This is a genomic window from Curtobacterium sp. NPDC089991 (assembly GCF_044748425.1).
Lineage (GTDB): Bacteria > Actinomycetota > Actinomycetes > Actinomycetales > Microbacteriaceae > Curtobacterium.
On record NZ_JBIVGB010000003.1, the window covers coordinates 365,721 to 380,735 of the forward strand.

Here is a 15,015-nt window from a genome sequence, read left to right on the forward strand (position 1 = left end):
GTGTCACCTCACTGCCCCTCGTGACGGCACCACGGGGAACATGGGGTGCATGAGCGATGCACCGAACCGACCGCTGCGCTTCGCGGCCTTCGTCATGAACACGACGTCGCACATCCAGCACGGCCTCTGGCGGCACCCGGACGCCCGCCAGGCCGACTTCGACGACGTCACGCTCTGGACCGACCTGGCGAAGACCCTCGAGCGCGGCAAGTTCGACGCGATGTTCTTCGCCGACGTCGTCGGGACCTACGGACCGGGACGCGGCGACTACTCGACCAACCTGCGCGAGGGGCTGCAGATCCCCTCGAACGACCCCTCGGTGCTGCTCTCCGCGCTCGCCGTGTCGACCGAGCACCTCGGCCTGGCGTTCACGTCGAGCGTCATCCAGTCCCACCCGTTCGACTTCGCCCGCAAGGTCTCCACCCTCGACCACATCACCCGGGGCCGGATCGGCTGGAACGTCGTCACGAGCGCCCTCGACAGCGCCGCCCGGAACTTCGGCGCCGACCGGCTCGAGGAGCACGACGAGCGCTACGTCTGGGCCGAGGAGTACCTCGAGGTCTGCGCGAAGCTCTGGGAGGGCTCGTGGGAGGACGGCGCCGTGCTGAAGGACCCGGTGCGTGGCTACGCCGACCCCGACAAGGTGCACCGCATCGACCACCACGGGAAGCGCTACGACGTGCAGGGGCCGCACCTGAGCGCGCCGAGCCCGCAGCGGACGCCGGTGCTGTTCCAGGCCGGCTCCTCGCCCGCCGGTCGGGCCTTCGCGGCACGGAACGCCGAGGCCCAGTTCATCCTGACCTCGAACCGGGACGCCACCGAGCAGCTCATCCGCGAGACCCGCGACCTCGCCCGGGCAGCCGGGCGTCGGCGGGAGGACATCGCGTTCTTCCTCGGGCTGACCTTCGTCACCGGGTCCACCGAGGCCGAGGCGAAGGCGAAGGAAGCGGAGATCGACGAGTACCTGGCGGCCGACGGCTTCCTGGTGCACTCGAACCTCGGCTTCGACCCGGACACCGGCGAGGCCCTCGACCCGGACACCCCGCTGTCCGAGGTCCGCACCCACGCCGGGCAGTCGCACCTGCAGTGGCTCCGCGAGGCCGCCGGCGACCGCGAACCCACGATCGCCGACCTCGCCCGCCTGTCCGCCAAGCTCCGTGCGCGGGTCGTCGGCACGCCCGACCAGATCGCCGACGAACTCGCGGACTGGCAGCGCGTCGGCGTCGACGGGGTGAACGTCATCAACTGGACGCTGCCCGGTTCGTACGAGGAGTTCGTCGACCACATCGCGCCCACCCTGCAGGAGCGTGGCCTGATGCAGTCCGAGTACCGCGAGGGCACCCTGCGCGAGAAGCTCTTCGGGCACGCACAGCTGCCGGACTCGCACCCCGCCCGGCAGTGGCGCGGCGCGTTCACGGGCGGCGCGAGCGCGACCGGGACGGCGCCTGCGGACGCGGCACGTGCCGTGGAGGTGACCGCATGACGGACGCGACGACGACCGACGGACGGGTGAGGAGCCTCCCGGCCGATCGTCTGGCGACCCTGCGCGAACGCTTCGCACCCGTGTTCGCGACCATCCGCGAGGGCGCGGTCGAGCGCGAGCTCGCCTCCGGCACCCCCGGCGACCGGCCGTTGCCGCACGCCGAGGTCCGCGCACTCGCCGACGCCGGGTTCGGCCGGCTGCGCGTCCCCGAGGACCGCGGCGGGTTCGGCGTGACCCTGGTCGAACTCGTGCAGCTGGTGGCGGACCTGGCGGCCGCGGACTCGAACATCGCGCACCTGTGGCGAGGGCACTTCGGGTACACCGAACTCGTGCTGCTGCGGCCATCGTCGGCCGGACGGGACGAGTGGCTCCAGCGCATCGTCGACGGGGCGATCGTGGGGAACGCGACCTCGGAGCGGACCGGCACGACCCTGGCCGACATCTCGACGACGGTGACGCCTGTTGGTGATTCCCTCCGTCTCGACGGGCGGAAGTTCTACTCGACCGGCACGCTCTACGCCGACTGGATCTACCTGGCCGCGGACCGCTCGGGCGACCGCGTGACGTTCGCCGTGCCGGTCGACGCGCCAGGTGTGACGAGCGTCGACGACTGGGACGGGTTCGGCCAGCGGCTGACCGCATCCGGCACCACGGTCTTCGAGGGTGTGCCGGTCGTCCCCGCCGTGGTGTCGGCGTACAAGGACGCGCCGCTGTCGCACATCCAGGCCTTCTTCCAGCTGTACCTGCTGGCCGTGCTGGCCGGGATCGGACAGGCGGTGTCTGACGACGCGGTCGCCTTCGTGCGACCGCGGACCCGGACGTACATCCACGCGAACGCGGCAACGCCGGGCGAGGACCCGCAGGTGCTGGCGATCCTCGGTCGGTTGTCCGCGGGGGCGTTCACCGCGCGGTCGCTCGTCGTCGCTGCCGCGGGGCTGCTCGACCAGGTCGTCGCGACGAACGAGCCGGGGGTCGGGGTCGAACACGCACTGCTGGACGCCGCCGAGAACGCGGTCTACCAGGCGCAGGTCGAGATCGGGCCGCGGGTACTGCGGTCGTGCTCCGAGCTGTTCGAGGTCGGCGGGGCGTCCGCTGCCGACCGGACGCGCGCGCTGGACCGGCACTGGCGGAACGCCCGCGTCGTGGCGTCGCACAACCCGGCCGTCTACAAGGAGCGGCTCGTGGGGGAGTACGCGCTGCACGGGCGCGGACCCGTCGGCGCGTGGGAGAAGTACCACGAGGTGGGGCCGACGCGGTTCTGAGGGGGCGCTGCCGGGCGCGGCGCGGGCGCGGCGCGACCTCTCGCGGTGAGCGACAGTTCTCGCGCTCGTGCGCCCGAGGAGTGTCGCTGAGCCCGAAATTCGGGCGCCGGGTGCCGGGCGCCGGGTGCGCCGGGTGGGCGCCTACGCCCAGCCGAGCTCGTGCAGCCGCTCGTCGTCGATGCCGTAGAAGTGCCCGATCTCGTGCACGAGGGTGGTGTGCACCTCGTCCTTGAGCTCCTCGACGGTGTCGCACTCGGCCAGGTGCTGCTTGCGGAACACCACGATGCGGTCGGGTAGCTCACCGAAGCCGTACTGCCCGCGCTCGGTCGCCGCGATGCCGTCGTACACGCCGAAGAGCTCTTCGCCGTTCTCCGGTTCGTCCTCGACCACGAACACCACGTTGTCGAGCCCGTCGACCATCTCGTCGGGGAGCAGGTCGAGTTCGTCGGTCACGAGCTGCTCGAAGTCGTCGGCGGACATCTCCATCACGCAGGGATCGTCCCACACCGCCCTGACCACTCGCGGCGAAGCCGCACGGCGCCGGAGGCGCCCAGACAAACACAGAGGGAGAGCCCCGGTTGCGTCACACGCAACTGGGGCTCTCCCTCGACTGGGGTGAATAACGGGTCTCGAACCCGCGACCTCCTAGACCACAACCAGGCGCTCTACCAACTGAGCTATATCCACCATGCACACACCGGCGGACCGGCGCGACCACTCAATAGTAGTACATGCTGCGGGCGGTGCCGACCACCCGTGTCGTCACTCGGCCGCAGGCTGGGTCAGGCGCGGTTCCCACTTCTCGACGACCTCGGCCTGGACGGCACGCACCTCGTCGGTGGTCGGCCCCGGCTCGGCGACGAAGCCCGCGCGGCGGTAGTACTCGAGCTCGCGGATCGACTCGAGGATGTCCGCGAGGGCCCGGTGCCCGCCGTGCTTCTCCGGCGAGTTGAAGTACACGCGCGGGAACCAGCGGCGGCAGAGCTCCTTGATGCTCGACACGTCGACGCTGCGGTAGTGCAGGTGGCCGTCGACGCGGGGCATGTACTTGGACAGGAACGCGCGGTCGGTGCCGATGGTGTTGCCCGCCAGGGGAGCGGTGCCCTCGGCCGGGACGTGCTCGAGGATGTACTCGAGCACCTGGTACTCGGCGTCCGCCAGGCTGACGCCGTTCGGGATCTCCTCGATGAGTCCCGACGTGACGTGCATGTTCGTCACGAACTCGTTCATGTTGTCGAGCGCGGACTGGTCCGGCTTGATCACGATGTCGAATCCGGGGTGCACGGGCTCGAGGTTGAAGTCGGTGATGACCACGGCCACCTCGACGAGTTCGTCGACCTCGAGGTCGAGGCCGGTCATCTCGCAGTCGATCCAGACGAGGCGGTCATTCGCGGTTGCCATGTGCACGATCCTATTCCCGGCCCGCGCACGCCCCGTGCGCAGGTGGTGCGCGGCCGGTGCGGGGGCGCGTCCGCGGTCGCGTCCGCGGCTGGTGCGCGCTGGTGCGCGGTCGCGTCCCCGAACCCGCGAGCGGGCGAAATGCCCGGGCCGCGTCGAGAGGCACCCTGGTGTTTCGCCCGCTCGCGGGCGCGGCGGTGCCGGAGGCGCGTGGGGCGGTGGTGGTGACGGCCTGGAGGCCCGGTGCCGGTCCGCCGGGCGGGTGTCGGGCCTCCCGGCTGGTCGCGTCCAGCGCGCGCACCGCGAGCGGGCGAAATGCCGGGGTTGCGCGGCGGGGTGGCGGGGTATTTCGCCCGCTCGGCGAGACGCTCGGGAGGGGGCTGCGCTCCGGCCACTCCGCGCTTCCGCGAGCGGGCGGAATGCCACGGCCACGGCGGGAGGCACCCGGGCATTTCGCCCGCTCGCGGAGGCGGAGGCGGAGGCGGAGGGGCGTGGTGGTGACTGCCTGGAGGCCCGGTGGCGGTCCGACGGACTGGCGCCGCGCCTCCAGGCTGGTCGCGCCCAGTGCGCATCGCGCGAGCGGGCGAAATGCCCGGGTCGCGTTTCAGGGGGCCCAGACATTTCGCCCGCTCGCGGCCAGCTGGGCGGACGACGGAGGGCGGACGTGCGTGCGCCCAGTGCGCAGAGCGCGAGCGGGCGAAATACCCGGGCCGCGTCTCGAGACACCCGGGTGTTTCGCCCGCTCGCGCAAGAGGCGGCGGGGCGGGGGAGGTGTGCGGCTAGGACATCTCGCCGGCGCCGATGGCCTCGGCCTCGACGCGCTCCGGCTCGGCACCGTCGTCCACGCGGCGCAGGACCTTCGTGGTGCAGAGGATCACGATGAACGCGACGGCGACGGACGCTCCGGCGAAGACGTAGGCGGCCGAGGGTGCGTACGCGTCGGCGAGCAGGGTCGCGACGGGCGGGGCGATGGCGCCGCCGATGAAGCGGACGGCCGAGTAGGCGCTCGAGGCGACCGAGCGGGGCAGGTCCGTGGCCTCCATGACGCACTCCGTGAGCACCGTGTTCAGCACACCGAGCACGAGTCCACCGATGATGACGCAGATGATGAGGCCGACCTGCGAGTCCACGACGACGGCCGCGGCGAAGAGGTCGAGTGCCAGCAGGGGCAGCGCGATCTTCAGCACCGTCGTCCTGCGGAGACGGGCGGTGAGCATCGGGGCGACCCAGACGGAGGTGATCGCGAGACCGAGCCCCCAGCCGAAGAACGTGAAGCCGATGCCGAGCGCACCGAAGCCGAGCGGGAACGGCGTGTAGGCGAGCAGGACGAAGAAGCCGATGTTGTAGAAGAGCGCGGTCGCGGCGAGTGCGGCGAGCGCGGGACGGCCGAGGGCACGGAACGGCGCCGAGAGCTTCGTGGGCGTGGGCTTCTCGAGGCTGCCGGTCTTGAGGAGCGCCACGATCGCGATGAACGCGACGGCCATCAGCGTGGTGACGCCGAAGAACGGGCCGCGCCAGCTGACCGACCCGAGCAGGCCGCCGACGAGCGGGCCGACGGCGATGCCGAGGCCGAGCGCTGCCTCGTACAGGATGATCGCCGAGGCGGTCCCGCCCGACGCTGCACCGACGATGGTCGCCAGGGCGGTGGAGATGAAGAGCGCGTTGCCGAGGCCCCAGCCGGCACGGAAGTCGATGATGCTCCACACGCTGTTCGACGTCGCGGCGAGGACCGAGAACAGGACGATGAGCGCCAGACCGATGAGCAGGGTGCGCTTCGCGCCGATGCGGCTCGAGACCCAGCTCGTGAAGAACATCGCGACGCCGGTGACGGCCAGGTAGCTCGTGAAGAGCAGTTCGGTCTGCGCCGGGGTCGCCTTGAGCGATCCAGCGATCGCGGGGAGGATCGGGTCGACGAGGCCGATGCCCATGAAGGCGACGACGCAGGCGAAGGCGATCGCCCAGACCGCTGAGGACTGCTTGAGGATGGAGCCGGACTGGCCGGCAGGTGCGTGGGCGTTCACGCGGTGGTCTCCGTTCTGGTGGTGGTGCGCTGGGCGATCAGGACGGACGCGTGGTGCAGCACGTCCCAGTCGTCGTCGGTGAGGTCGGCGAACAACGGGCCGACCGTGTCGGTGAGCGTGGCGCGCCAGGCGGTGAGCCGGGCGCGGCCCGCGTCGGTGATCTCGATGAGCTGGCCGCGGGAGTCGTCGGGGTCGACGCTCCGCGTGACCAGGCCGTCGGCGAGCATGCCCGTGACGAGTCGGGTCATCGTGGGTTGCGCCACGCGCGAGGCGGCCGCCAGCTCACCGAGCCGGAGCGGCTCGTCGGACTCGAGGATGCCGAGCGTGCGCCAGACCGCGGCCGACGTGGTGTTGCCCGTCGACTGCGCGGCGCTGCGGATCAGGCGGTTGACGGAGACGAGGAGCGTCTCGATCGTCTGCGCACGCGTTGTTTCCATAGCTGAACTATATAGCGATGCTATGCATTGCGCAACAGGCCGCACCAGGCCGCAACAGGCACCGCCTGGTAGAAGGGATGCATGAGCGACATCACCATCCACGAAGGCGACGAGTACACCGCGATCTTCCACGGCGGACCCTTCGACGGCACGACCGACACCCGCACCGCGACGAGCGACGCGCTGGACGACGAGGTCACGGTGTTCGCCGACGTCGAGGGCCTGCAGACGGCCTTCACCTACCGCGCCACCAAGTCCCGTCAGGTCCTCGACCAGACCTCGGTCGAGTTCACGTACGAGCCGGGGGAGTCCGACCCGGTGGACGACCTCGCCGACCGCGGCGACCGCAGCGGCGAGTTCGACCGGGAGTAGAACCCCGCGCCGCCGCGTTGCACGGTCACATGCAGCTCGACCTCTGGACGTCCGCCTTCTGTGCGCCGTGCGCCGCCGCCCGCCGGGTGTCGGCCGAGGCGTCGGCGCTCGTCCCCGGGCTCGCCGTGACCGAACGCGACGTGGCGTCGTACCCCGACGACGCAGAGGACCTCGGCATCCGTTCCACGCCCACGATCATCGTGCGGCGGGAGGACGGGGCCGAGGTCTTCCGTTCACCCGGGGTCCCCACCCGCGACCAGCTCCTGCTGGCGATCGCCAAGGCCCTCTGACCCGGCGTTCGCCGCGCCGCCGGCGGCCGCCACGCGCTCGCCGCCCGCGGCCCGTTGGGAAGTCGGCGCCGCCACCACGACCGGCTCCGGCGGGTCGACCAGCGCCCTGGCCTTCCGCGCCAGCCGCTTCGTCGTCCGGATCGGCGCCCCGATCACGAGCGCGAGCCAGCCCAGCGCCGAGCGGTCCGATCCGCCCAGGGCGTTCTTCCGCTCCCAGGCCCGGCGCAGCACCCCGCCTCGGCTGCGGCGTGCGGGTTCCCGGTCGACGAGCGTCCCGGCGTCCCGCCGCGCCATGAGCTCGGTGAGCCGGCGCTGCCAGTCGTCGTCCGAGGCCGGGTGGAAGTAGTTGTCCTGCATCCAGCTCGGTCGGACCGTGCCGAACCGGCCGTCCACCAGGTCGACAGAGTCGCCCTCGAGGCCGCTCGACACGAACACCTCGTTGATGAGGTGGCGGCCGATGCCGAAGTCTGTCAACGTCAGCGCGGGCACACCACGTGCGGCCGCTTCGAGCACCGCCGTCGAGCTGATCGTCACGAGGGCCACCGCACGGTCGAGGTGTTCGGCCATCGGCCCGCTCTCGACCACCAGGTTCGCCGGTGTGTCGGCCGGCACGAGGTCTGGGTAGGGGTGTTCCTCGCGGTGTGTCTGGTGTTCGCCGGCGGCCGCGCGGGTCTTGATCACGACGCGCCACTCCGGGTGCTGCCGTGCGGTCGCGACGAGCCACTGCACGACGAGGGCCCGGTCGACGCGCTCCAGCGGGACGCTCGGCTGGGCAGCGAAGACGACGGCGTCGCGGACGTGTGCGCCGGGCGCATCGGGCGCGCCCGTGCTGGCGCTGGCAGTCGCGCCCGTGCTGGCGCTGGCGCTCGCGCTCCGGGCGAAGGGCAGGGTGGCGAGCGCGAAGTGCGGCTCGACACCGCCCTCGATGGCCATCTCCTCGTACGCCCGCACCTCGCGGTGGCTGTGCAGCACGAACAGGTCGGCCCGCGCACGGAAGAAGATGCCCTTCCACTTCGCCGGGAACGAGATGCCCGGCAGGCCGGACACCAGCACCGGCCGGTCCGGGATCCGGCGGTGCACCTCGTCGATGACGAGTTCGGCGACCGGGCCGATCAGGGACACGAGGACGGCGTCGGGCGGATCGACGCGGAGCTCCTCGACGACGGCATCGACGTCCTTCGGCGTCGGCGGAGCCGTCCGCAGGTGCGCGAGTCGTGCGTCGAGCCCGCGGAACGCCGAGCGCAGCTGCTTCGCGCTGGCTGAACGCGGCGTCGCGACGGTCCGCAGGTCGAGGTCCCAGCCGGCCGGCGCCGCCGCGAGCAGGTGGGCGCCCCACTTGGCGAACGAGTCGGTGTCGACCAGGGCGACCACCCGTCGACCGCGGGGTGACGGGCCGGACGGGAGGCGCGCCTCCCGTCTGACGGTCGACGCACCCCCGTCAGCCGGCACGTCCAGGGCGCCGGTCTCGTTGACCGGGCCGCTCACGTGCCCTCTGCTCACGTGGTCTCTGCTCACGTGGTCTCTGCTCACGTGGTCTCCGCTCACGCGCCAACGCGGCGCAGCTTCGCGAGCGGCGCCCGCTCGCCGGCGGTCGGATGGGGACTGCATCCGCTCACGCGCCGACGCGGCGCAGCTTCGCGAGCGGCGCCCGCTCGCCGGGGAAGATCCTCTTCACCCCGTCACCGAGCGCGGTCTCGATGATCCGGATGTCCCGCGCCAGGGTCTTCAGGCCGTGCGGCTCGAGCGAGGCCGCGTGGTCCGAGCCCCACATCGTGCGGTCGAGCGTGATGTGCCGTTCGACCGCGGTGGCGCCGAGGGCGACGGCGGCGATCGAGATCTGCAGGCCCGGCTCGTGGCCGGAGTACCCGACGGGCACGCCCGAGTAGCGGTGCGCGAGGGTGTCGATCATGCGCAGGTTCGCTTCCTCGGCGGGGAGCGGGTACGTCGACGTGGCGTGCATGAGCACGAGGCGGTCGGTTCCGAGGGCGTCGACGGCGGCGTCGATCTGCTCGAGCGTCGACATGCCCGTCGACAGGATGACGGGCTTGCCGGTCGCGGCGACGGCCGCGAGCATCCCGAGGTCGGTCACCGACGCCGAGGCGATCTTGTACGCGACGACGTTGAGGTCCTCGAGGAAGTCCACCGACGGCTCGTCCCAGGGCGAGGCGAACCAGTCCAGGCCGCGCAGCGTCGCGTGGTCGCCGATCTCGATGTACTGGTCGCGGTCGAACTCGACGCGGTAGCGGTACTCCAGGTAGGTCATCTCGCCCCACGGGGTGCTGCGGGGCGTGTTCTTCATGTGCTCGGGCGTGGAGATGGCCGGGGTGCGCTTCTGGAACTTGACGGCCTGCAGTCCGGCGTCGGCGGCGACGTCGATGAGCTGCTTGGCGATGTCGACGTCACCGTTGTGGTTGAGGCCGATCTCGCCGATGAGGTACGCGGGGTGGCCCGCGCCGATCGTGGACGTGCCGATGGTGACGGTCATGGTGCTCCGTTCAGTGCGGGGGGCTGCCCGCGTCAGGGATGGGTCGTGGTCCGGGATCTGGGGAGCGACGGCGTCGGCCGTGGCGTGGGCTGTGGCTTCGGCCGTGGCTTCGGCCGTGATCAGGTCGGTCTCGTCGTCGATGTCGATCGCGCCGGCGGGGTCGACGGCGATGAGTTCGACGCGGCCGTGGAAGCGGTGCCGGTGCTGCCGGAAGCCGTCGGTCCGCATGACGTACGAGGCGCCGGTCTCGCGGTACTCGGCCGCGCGGTCCTGGCGACGCGGACGGGTGGCCGCGTCGTGGTTCACGGCGACGGCGGAACCGTCGTCGGAGACCCGCCACAGGAACGCGTGCGACGGCGCTGCGGCGAACACGACGTCGGCGTGCCCCTCCGCGACGCGCCGGATCGCCGTGTCGAGATCGTCCGGGTCGATGAACGGCGAGGTCGCCTGCAGGAACACCAGGATCTCGGGCAGCGCATCGCCGGCGGCCTCGAGTTCGTCGAGCACGTGGAGCAGCGCGGACTCCGACGATGCCTGGTCGCCCGCGAGGTCGGCCGGCCGTCGGACCACGTCGGCACCGGCGGCGCGGGCCTCGGCGGCGATCGCGTCACCGTCGGTCGTGACGACCACGGCGTCGATCAGTGCTGCGCTGCGTGCCGACTCCACGGCCCGACGGACGAGCGACCGACCTCCGACCGTCCGGAGGTTCTTGCCCGGGATGCCCTTCGAGCCGGCGCGTGCGGGGACGACGGCGAGGACGGTGGCAGAGGAGTGCATCTCCCGGACGGTACGAAGCGCGGGTGTCCCGGAGGCGAACTGCGGGCAGACGACGGCCGAACCGTTCCGGAACCGCTCGAGCGGCGGGTCCCGGTTAGAATCGACGTCGCTCGCCTCCGTAGCTCAGTGGATAGAGCAGGTGGTTTCTACCCACCGTGCCGCGGGTTCGATTCCTGCCGGGGGCACGACGCGAACGGGCCGCCATCCGATCGGATGGCGGCCCGTTGCTCGTTCGTGGGGGTGTCGGACGCTGCGTGCTGCGTGCTGCGTGCTGCGTGCTGGGTGTCCGTGCCCGTTACTCGTCGTCGTCCGCGGCGCGGCGACGGAGTTCGGAGGCGCTGATCGGCTGCGTGTACGGCGCCTCGGACGTCTCGCTCGCGTCAGTGGGCTCCGCCGGGGCCTGGGTGATGCGGGTCGGGATCGACGTCGTGTTCGTCGTGCCCGGCGTCTCGACCTTCGGAGCCGGAGCGGACGCCGGGGTCGTCGGTGCACCCGGGGTGGTCGGTGTCCCCGGGGTCGTCGGGACGTCGTTGGCGGGCGTCCGGTTGACGTGGGCGTCGGCCGAGGTGGGCGCCGGCGTCGCGACGGTGGACGACGCGGGACGGTTGGTGCCGCGGGCCGGGGTCACCCGATCGGTGTCGCCGAAGGCCTTGGTGACGGCGTCGTCGTCGACCACCTCGGTGTCGTCGGTGCCGCGGCTCGGGGTGGAGCGTGCGGGGGACGTGGGTGTGCCGAGCGCCGGGCGCACGGGCGGTGCGGCGTCGTCACCGTAGACGCGGGTGGTGTTCTCGCCGTAGGAGCGGGTGGCGTTGGCGTCCGACCCACCGCGGTTCACCGAGAACCCGGGTCCTGCAGCGGGAGCGGACGCCGACCCGGCTGCGGCAGCGGGGGCGCCACCGGCGGGGACCGACCCGGCGTTGGCCGGGGCCGACGGCGCGGAGGCGGGCGTGCCTCCTGGACGCTGTGCCGGACGCAGGGACGTCGTCGTCGGCGTCGGGCGCTCGACGGGAGCGGCCTGAGCGGGCGCTGCCGGGGTCTGCGGTCGGGCGGCGCCGTTCTGGTCGGCGTTCCAGTCCTGCTGGCGCTTGATCAGGTCGGCATCCGGGTCGGGGGACTCGAACTTCCAGCGCTCGAGGTCGGCCTTGAAGAGCTTGCGAGCGCGGCCCGGACGGGCCTGCCACTCGAGCAGGCGGTCGCGGAACTCCGCGAGCGACTGGTCGGCCTGGAAGCTGAAGGTCGACGAGTTCTTCTTGATGTCGGCGATCTCGTGCTGTGCCCAGTTGGCGGCGAGGGGCGCACCCTGCACGGGGAGCAGCCGGAGCCGGATGTCGGCATCCTCTGCCAGGTGGTCCGCGTAGCCGCGTTCGTCGTGCCCGAGCGAACCCCAAGCAGCGGCCTTGCGCGCCGCGGAGATGATCGCCGCGACGGCGGCGTTCTTCGACTCGCGCTCCTGCAGGGCGACGACCCGTTTGGTCGCACCCCGTCCGATGAGCGCCGCGATCACGCCGGCGACGACGATGGCGACGAAGGGGATCACGGCACCCGAGATCACCCGCCACCCGTCGTCGGACGAAGTCCAGTCGGTCAGGTCGTTCCACCAGTCCATGCGCGCACCATACTCACGAAACGGTCAGGCCCCGGGGAGGACGAACGGCGTTCCGCGCATCCGACCCGAGATGATTCCAATCTGGAACATCATGACCAACGGAGGCAGTCCACGGCGTCGTCGGCGGACCACACGTTCGGCAGCTCGACGAACCGACGCTCGGTGGCGACGTAGCGACGGGCGCGGTAGGCGGTGTCACCGGCGACGTCGATGCGGTCGACGTAGCCGACGATCTCGCCGTTGGCGCGGGTCACGCGGCTCAGGTCATCGCGGACGTCGAGGATGCGGTAGTCGCCGCGCGACCGGGAGATCGGGACGGTGCGGATCCGCAGTGCGGGTTCGGTCGTGGTCTGCATCGTGGCCTCCTGGTCGGTGTGGTCTCGACGCTACGGGCCACCACCGACACGCCGGGGCTCTGCCGACGCATCGTGGACGGCGGGACGGGCGGTGCGCGCTGTGGAGGAGATGTCCCCTGCTCGGCCCCGCCGGATGTCGGCGAGGTAGGTTGTCGCCATGACCACGTTCGTGCTCGCAGGTGGGTGTTTCTGGTGTCTCGATGCCGTGTACCGCACGCTCCAGGGCGTGCAGAACGTGGAGTCCGGCTACATCGGCGGTCGGGTGGAGAACCCGTCGTACGAGTTGGTGTGCACGGGCTCGACCGGTCACGCCGAGGCCGTCGCGGTCACCTTCGACGAGACGGTGATCCCGGCCGAGGTCATCCTCGACGTCTTCTTCACGCTGCACGACCCGCGGCAGCTGAACCGGCAGGGCGCTGACGTCGGCACGCAGTACCGCTCGGCGATGTTCCCGGCGGACGACGCGCAGCGCGCGCTCTTCGAGCAGGCGATCCAGCGCGCATCCGACATCTGGGACGGCGGGATCGTCACCACGATCGAGCCGCTCACGACGTTCTACGCGGCGGAGGAGTACCACCAGGACTTCTTCGCGAAGAACCCCGGTCAGGGCTACTGCCTCGCAGTGGCGCTGCCGAAGGTGAACAAGGTCCGCAAGGCCTACAGTCAGTACATCCTGGCGTCCTGATCCTCGGGCGTCGGGGCCACGAGGAGGTGGTCGAACGATGACGAACAACACCGGGACCTGGGTCGCGATCGGTCCGGCGGGTGCGGTGGGCAGCATCCACCGTGCCGCGGACGGCTTCCAGGTCGAGCTCTACGGACGAGGGCGCGCCGGCGGGCTCTACCCGTCGCTCGAGTCGGCGAAGGGCGCGGTCCACGCTGCGCTCGGCCCGCTCGCGGCGCGGCCCGAGTTCCGAGCGCACTAGCGGTCCAGGGCCGGACAGGAGGCCCGGGGGACTCGTCCTCCACAGGTCGCCTGATCGGGTCCACTCGCCACAGATCGAGCCCGGGGCTGCTTCCGCAGCCCCGGGCTCGATGACGATCGACGCATGAACGACATCATCACCGTCTGCGGAATCGTCGCCACGGAACCCCGTCACCTCGTCACCGAGACCGGCATCGCCATCACGAGCCTCCGGCTCGCCTCACCGTCACGTCGATGGGACCGGGCCAGCGCGGCCTGGGTCAACGGTGCGACCAACTGGTACACCGTCACCGCGTTCCGCTCCCTCGCGTCGAACGTGTTCAAGTCCCTGAAGAAGGGCGACCGTATCGTCGTCTCCGGCCGCGTCCGGATCCGCACCTGGGAGCGCGACGGCCGGGGCGGTACGTCGGTCGAGATCGACGCCGACGGCATCGGGCACGACCTGGCGTGGGGCATCAGCAACTGGGTCCGGGTGCCGCGGCAGGTGAACGACACGACGTCGGGGCACGGCGGGGTGCGGGGCGTCGATCCCCGGACCGGCGAGGTGCACGGCGGCGGGCTGGGCGCTGCTCCTGCGCTCGACGGTCCGCGGCACGAGCACGACACCGAGCACGAGCACGAGGCCGAGGCTGGTGCCGGGGCCCACCGCGAGGACGAGGACGCACCCGGGACCGACCACGGGACCGGGGCCGGGATCGACGACGGACTCGACGAAGCCGACCCGGTCGGGCCGTCGGAGCGCATGCTCGAACAGGACGGTGCCGCGTTCGACCCCGAGTCGCCGGATGACGACGGACCCCTCGCCCGGGTCGCCGCGTGAGTCCGGTCAGTCCCGCCGGACGGTCACCACTTCTGCGCGATCATCGCGATGCCGGACACCTGCTCGGTGTCCCAGTTCCCACCGCGCGGCAGCCCGGCGACCCGGCCGTCGATCTTGAAGGTCGCGCCCTGGATCCTCGGCTTGTTCGTCTGCGTCGCCTTCAGCCCGCGGAACGAGAAGCTCGTGTTCCACGTGCCGTTCAGGCCGGTCTGGCCCTTCCGGTCGCCGACGGTGATGCGCGTGTTCTGCACGGTCGAGTGCACGACGTCGCCGTTGAGTCGGGCGTTCGCTTCGGCGTTGAAGAACAGCCGGCCGTCCAGGTTGAGCTTGAGGGTGCCGATCGTCTTGTGGTTCACGATCATCGTCGCGACGTCGTTCTTGTACCAGCGCATCCCGATCGGCGTGAGCTTGTTCGTCGCCGGACCGAGGTAGCCGTAGGTGAACTTGCCGTTCTGCACGCGCTCCCAGATGTAGCGCGGCTTGCCCTTGCTCTCGGGGGACCCCTTGTCCGACTGGATGCCGAAGGAGTAGGCGTTGTTGTGGGCGTCGTGGACGTTGATGTACGACGAGTAGCCCGTGCCGGACCCGTTGGCGCTGATGCTCGCCGTGTAGAGCAGGTACGGGTTGCCCTTCGGGACGGCACCGGCGGCCGATGCCGGCGCGGCCGGTGCGACGAGGGCGACGGTGAGCGCGATCGCTCCGACGAAGGGAAGCGCGAGTCGGCGCAGTCGTGTGGCGTGCCTGGTCATGGTTGTCATCCCGTCCGTGATCCTGGATCGGTCC

At 71.4% G+C, this 15,015-nt stretch carries 16 protein-coding genes, 2 tRNA genes and 1 pseudogene; 8 read left to right on the top strand and 11 right to left on the bottom strand.

The genetic code is table 11. The annotated features are described in order from the left end of the window. The first annotated feature begins 49 nt into the window (after positions 1-49). Positions 50-1,483, top strand: coding sequence for an LLM class flavin-dependent oxidoreductase (locus ACIPV1_RS11020; protein WP_402726363.1), 1,434 nt, complete (start codon positions 50-52; stop codon positions 1,481-1,483). After that, entirely contained in the window at positions 1,480-2,745 is a 1,266-nt protein-coding gene (locus ACIPV1_RS11025) for an acyl-CoA dehydrogenase family protein (protein ID WP_402726364.1), read from the top strand. The genes ACIPV1_RS11020 and ACIPV1_RS11025 overlap by 4 nt, the downstream gene beginning before the upstream one ends. A gap of 141 nt (positions 2,746-2,886) precedes the next feature. Here the strand turns inward: ACIPV1_RS11025 and ACIPV1_RS11030 are convergent, their stop codons facing one another. From ACIPV1_RS11030 to ACIPV1_RS11050, 5 genes are all read right to left on the bottom strand, one after another. Next, positions 2,887-3,231: a metallopeptidase family protein gene (locus tag ACIPV1_RS11030; RefSeq protein WP_123341128.1), complete on the bottom strand. Its 345-nt coding sequence runs from the start codon at positions 3,229-3,231 to the stop codon at positions 2,887-2,889. 125 nt (positions 3,232-3,356) lie between these two features. Continuing rightward, positions 3,357-3,432, bottom strand: a tRNA-His gene (locus ACIPV1_RS11035). A gap of 75 nt (positions 3,433-3,507) precedes the next feature. Continuing rightward, the gene (orn, locus tag ACIPV1_RS11040) at positions 3,508-4,146 is read right to left on the bottom strand and encodes an oligoribonuclease (protein WP_402726365.1); all 639 of its coding nucleotides are present in this window, start codon (positions 4,144-4,146) and stop codon (positions 3,508-3,510) included. A 776-nt stretch (positions 4,147-4,922) separates the two neighbouring features. Continuing rightward, a complete protein-coding gene (locus ACIPV1_RS11045; protein WP_123938891.1) occupies positions 4,923-6,164 on the bottom strand; it encodes an MFS transporter in 1,242 nt (413 codons plus the stop codon). Beyond that, on the bottom strand, positions 6,161-6,601 hold the full coding sequence (locus ACIPV1_RS11050) for a MarR family winged helix-turn-helix transcriptional regulator (protein WP_123294015.1): 441 nt from the start codon (positions 6,599-6,601) through the stop codon (positions 6,161-6,163). The genes ACIPV1_RS11045 and ACIPV1_RS11050 overlap by 4 nt, the downstream gene beginning before the upstream one ends. 81 nt (positions 6,602-6,682) lie before the next feature. Here ACIPV1_RS11050 and ACIPV1_RS11055 point away from each other — a divergent pair, with 81 nt between their 5' ends. Next, on the top strand, positions 6,683-6,973 hold the full coding sequence (locus ACIPV1_RS11055) for an oligoribonuclease (protein WP_111086801.1): 291 nt from the start codon (positions 6,683-6,685) through the stop codon (positions 6,971-6,973). 29 nt (positions 6,974-7,002) lie between these two features. Continuing rightward, positions 7,003-7,263 carry a thioredoxin family protein gene (locus ACIPV1_RS11060; protein WP_123313641.1) on the top strand — a complete coding sequence of 87 codons (261 nt, stop codon included), beginning with the start codon at positions 7,003-7,005 and terminating at the stop codon, positions 7,261-7,263. On the opposite strand, the gene ACIPV1_RS11065 is transcribed toward ACIPV1_RS11060, so the two are convergent. From ACIPV1_RS11065 to ACIPV1_RS11075, 3 genes and pseudogenes are all read right to left on the bottom strand, one after another. Next, complete coding sequence (locus ACIPV1_RS11065; RefSeq protein WP_123938890.1) at positions 7,207-8,748, bottom strand: DUF6716 putative glycosyltransferase; 1,542 nt, start codon at positions 8,746-8,748, stop codon at positions 7,207-7,209. The two genes, ACIPV1_RS11060 and ACIPV1_RS11065, sit on opposite strands and share 57 nt — an antisense overlap. A gap of 127 nt (positions 8,749-8,875) precedes the next feature. Beyond that, the gene (locus ACIPV1_RS11070; protein ID WP_123294011.1) at positions 8,876-9,748 is read right to left on the bottom strand and encodes an N-acetylneuraminate synthase family protein; all 873 of its coding nucleotides are present in this window, start codon (positions 9,746-9,748) and stop codon (positions 8,876-8,878) included. Positions 9,749-9,982: 234 nt separating this feature from the next. Continuing rightward, positions 9,983-10,525: pseudogene (locus tag ACIPV1_RS11075) on the bottom strand (cytidylyltransferase domain-containing protein); the annotation flags it as partial. A 112-nt stretch (positions 10,526-10,637) separates the two neighbouring features. Here ACIPV1_RS11075 and ACIPV1_RS11080 point away from each other — a divergent pair. Then, positions 10,638-10,710, top strand: a tRNA-Arg gene (locus ACIPV1_RS11080). A 110-nt stretch (positions 10,711-10,820) separates the two neighbouring features. Here the strand turns inward: ACIPV1_RS11080 and ACIPV1_RS11085 are convergent. Next, positions 10,821-12,131: a hypothetical protein gene (locus ACIPV1_RS11085; protein ID WP_123938888.1), complete on the bottom strand. Its 1,311-nt coding sequence runs from the start codon at positions 12,129-12,131 to the stop codon at positions 10,821-10,823. An 89-nt stretch (positions 12,132-12,220) separates the two neighbouring features. Beyond that, complete coding sequence (locus ACIPV1_RS11090; protein WP_123938887.1) at positions 12,221-12,487, bottom strand: hypothetical protein; 267 nt, start codon at positions 12,485-12,487, stop codon at positions 12,221-12,223. A gap of 157 nt (positions 12,488-12,644) precedes the next feature. Between ACIPV1_RS11090 and msrA the strand changes: the two genes are divergently transcribed. From msrA to ACIPV1_RS11105, 3 genes are all read left to right on the top strand, one after another. Then, entirely contained in the window at positions 12,645-13,172 is a 528-nt protein-coding gene (msrA, locus tag ACIPV1_RS11095; RefSeq protein ID WP_123938886.1) for a peptide-methionine (S)-S-oxide reductase MsrA, read from the top strand. 37 nt (positions 13,173-13,209) lie between these two features. Further along, positions 13,210-13,413 carry a methyltransferase gene (locus ACIPV1_RS11100; RefSeq protein ID WP_123294006.1) on the top strand — a complete coding sequence of 68 codons (204 nt, stop codon included), beginning with the start codon at positions 13,210-13,212 and terminating at the stop codon, positions 13,411-13,413. A gap of 123 nt (positions 13,414-13,536) precedes the next feature. Continuing rightward, positions 13,537-14,232: a single-stranded DNA-binding protein gene (locus tag ACIPV1_RS11105; RefSeq protein ID WP_123938885.1), complete on the top strand. Its 696-nt coding sequence runs from the start codon at positions 13,537-13,539 to the stop codon at positions 14,230-14,232. A 23-nt stretch (positions 14,233-14,255) separates the two neighbouring features. On the opposite strand, the gene ACIPV1_RS11110 is transcribed toward ACIPV1_RS11105, so the two are convergent. Further along, complete coding sequence (locus ACIPV1_RS11110; protein WP_123938884.1) at positions 14,256-14,981, bottom strand: hypothetical protein; 726 nt, start codon at positions 14,979-14,981, stop codon at positions 14,256-14,258. Between the last annotated feature and the right edge of the window lie 34 nt (positions 14,982-15,015).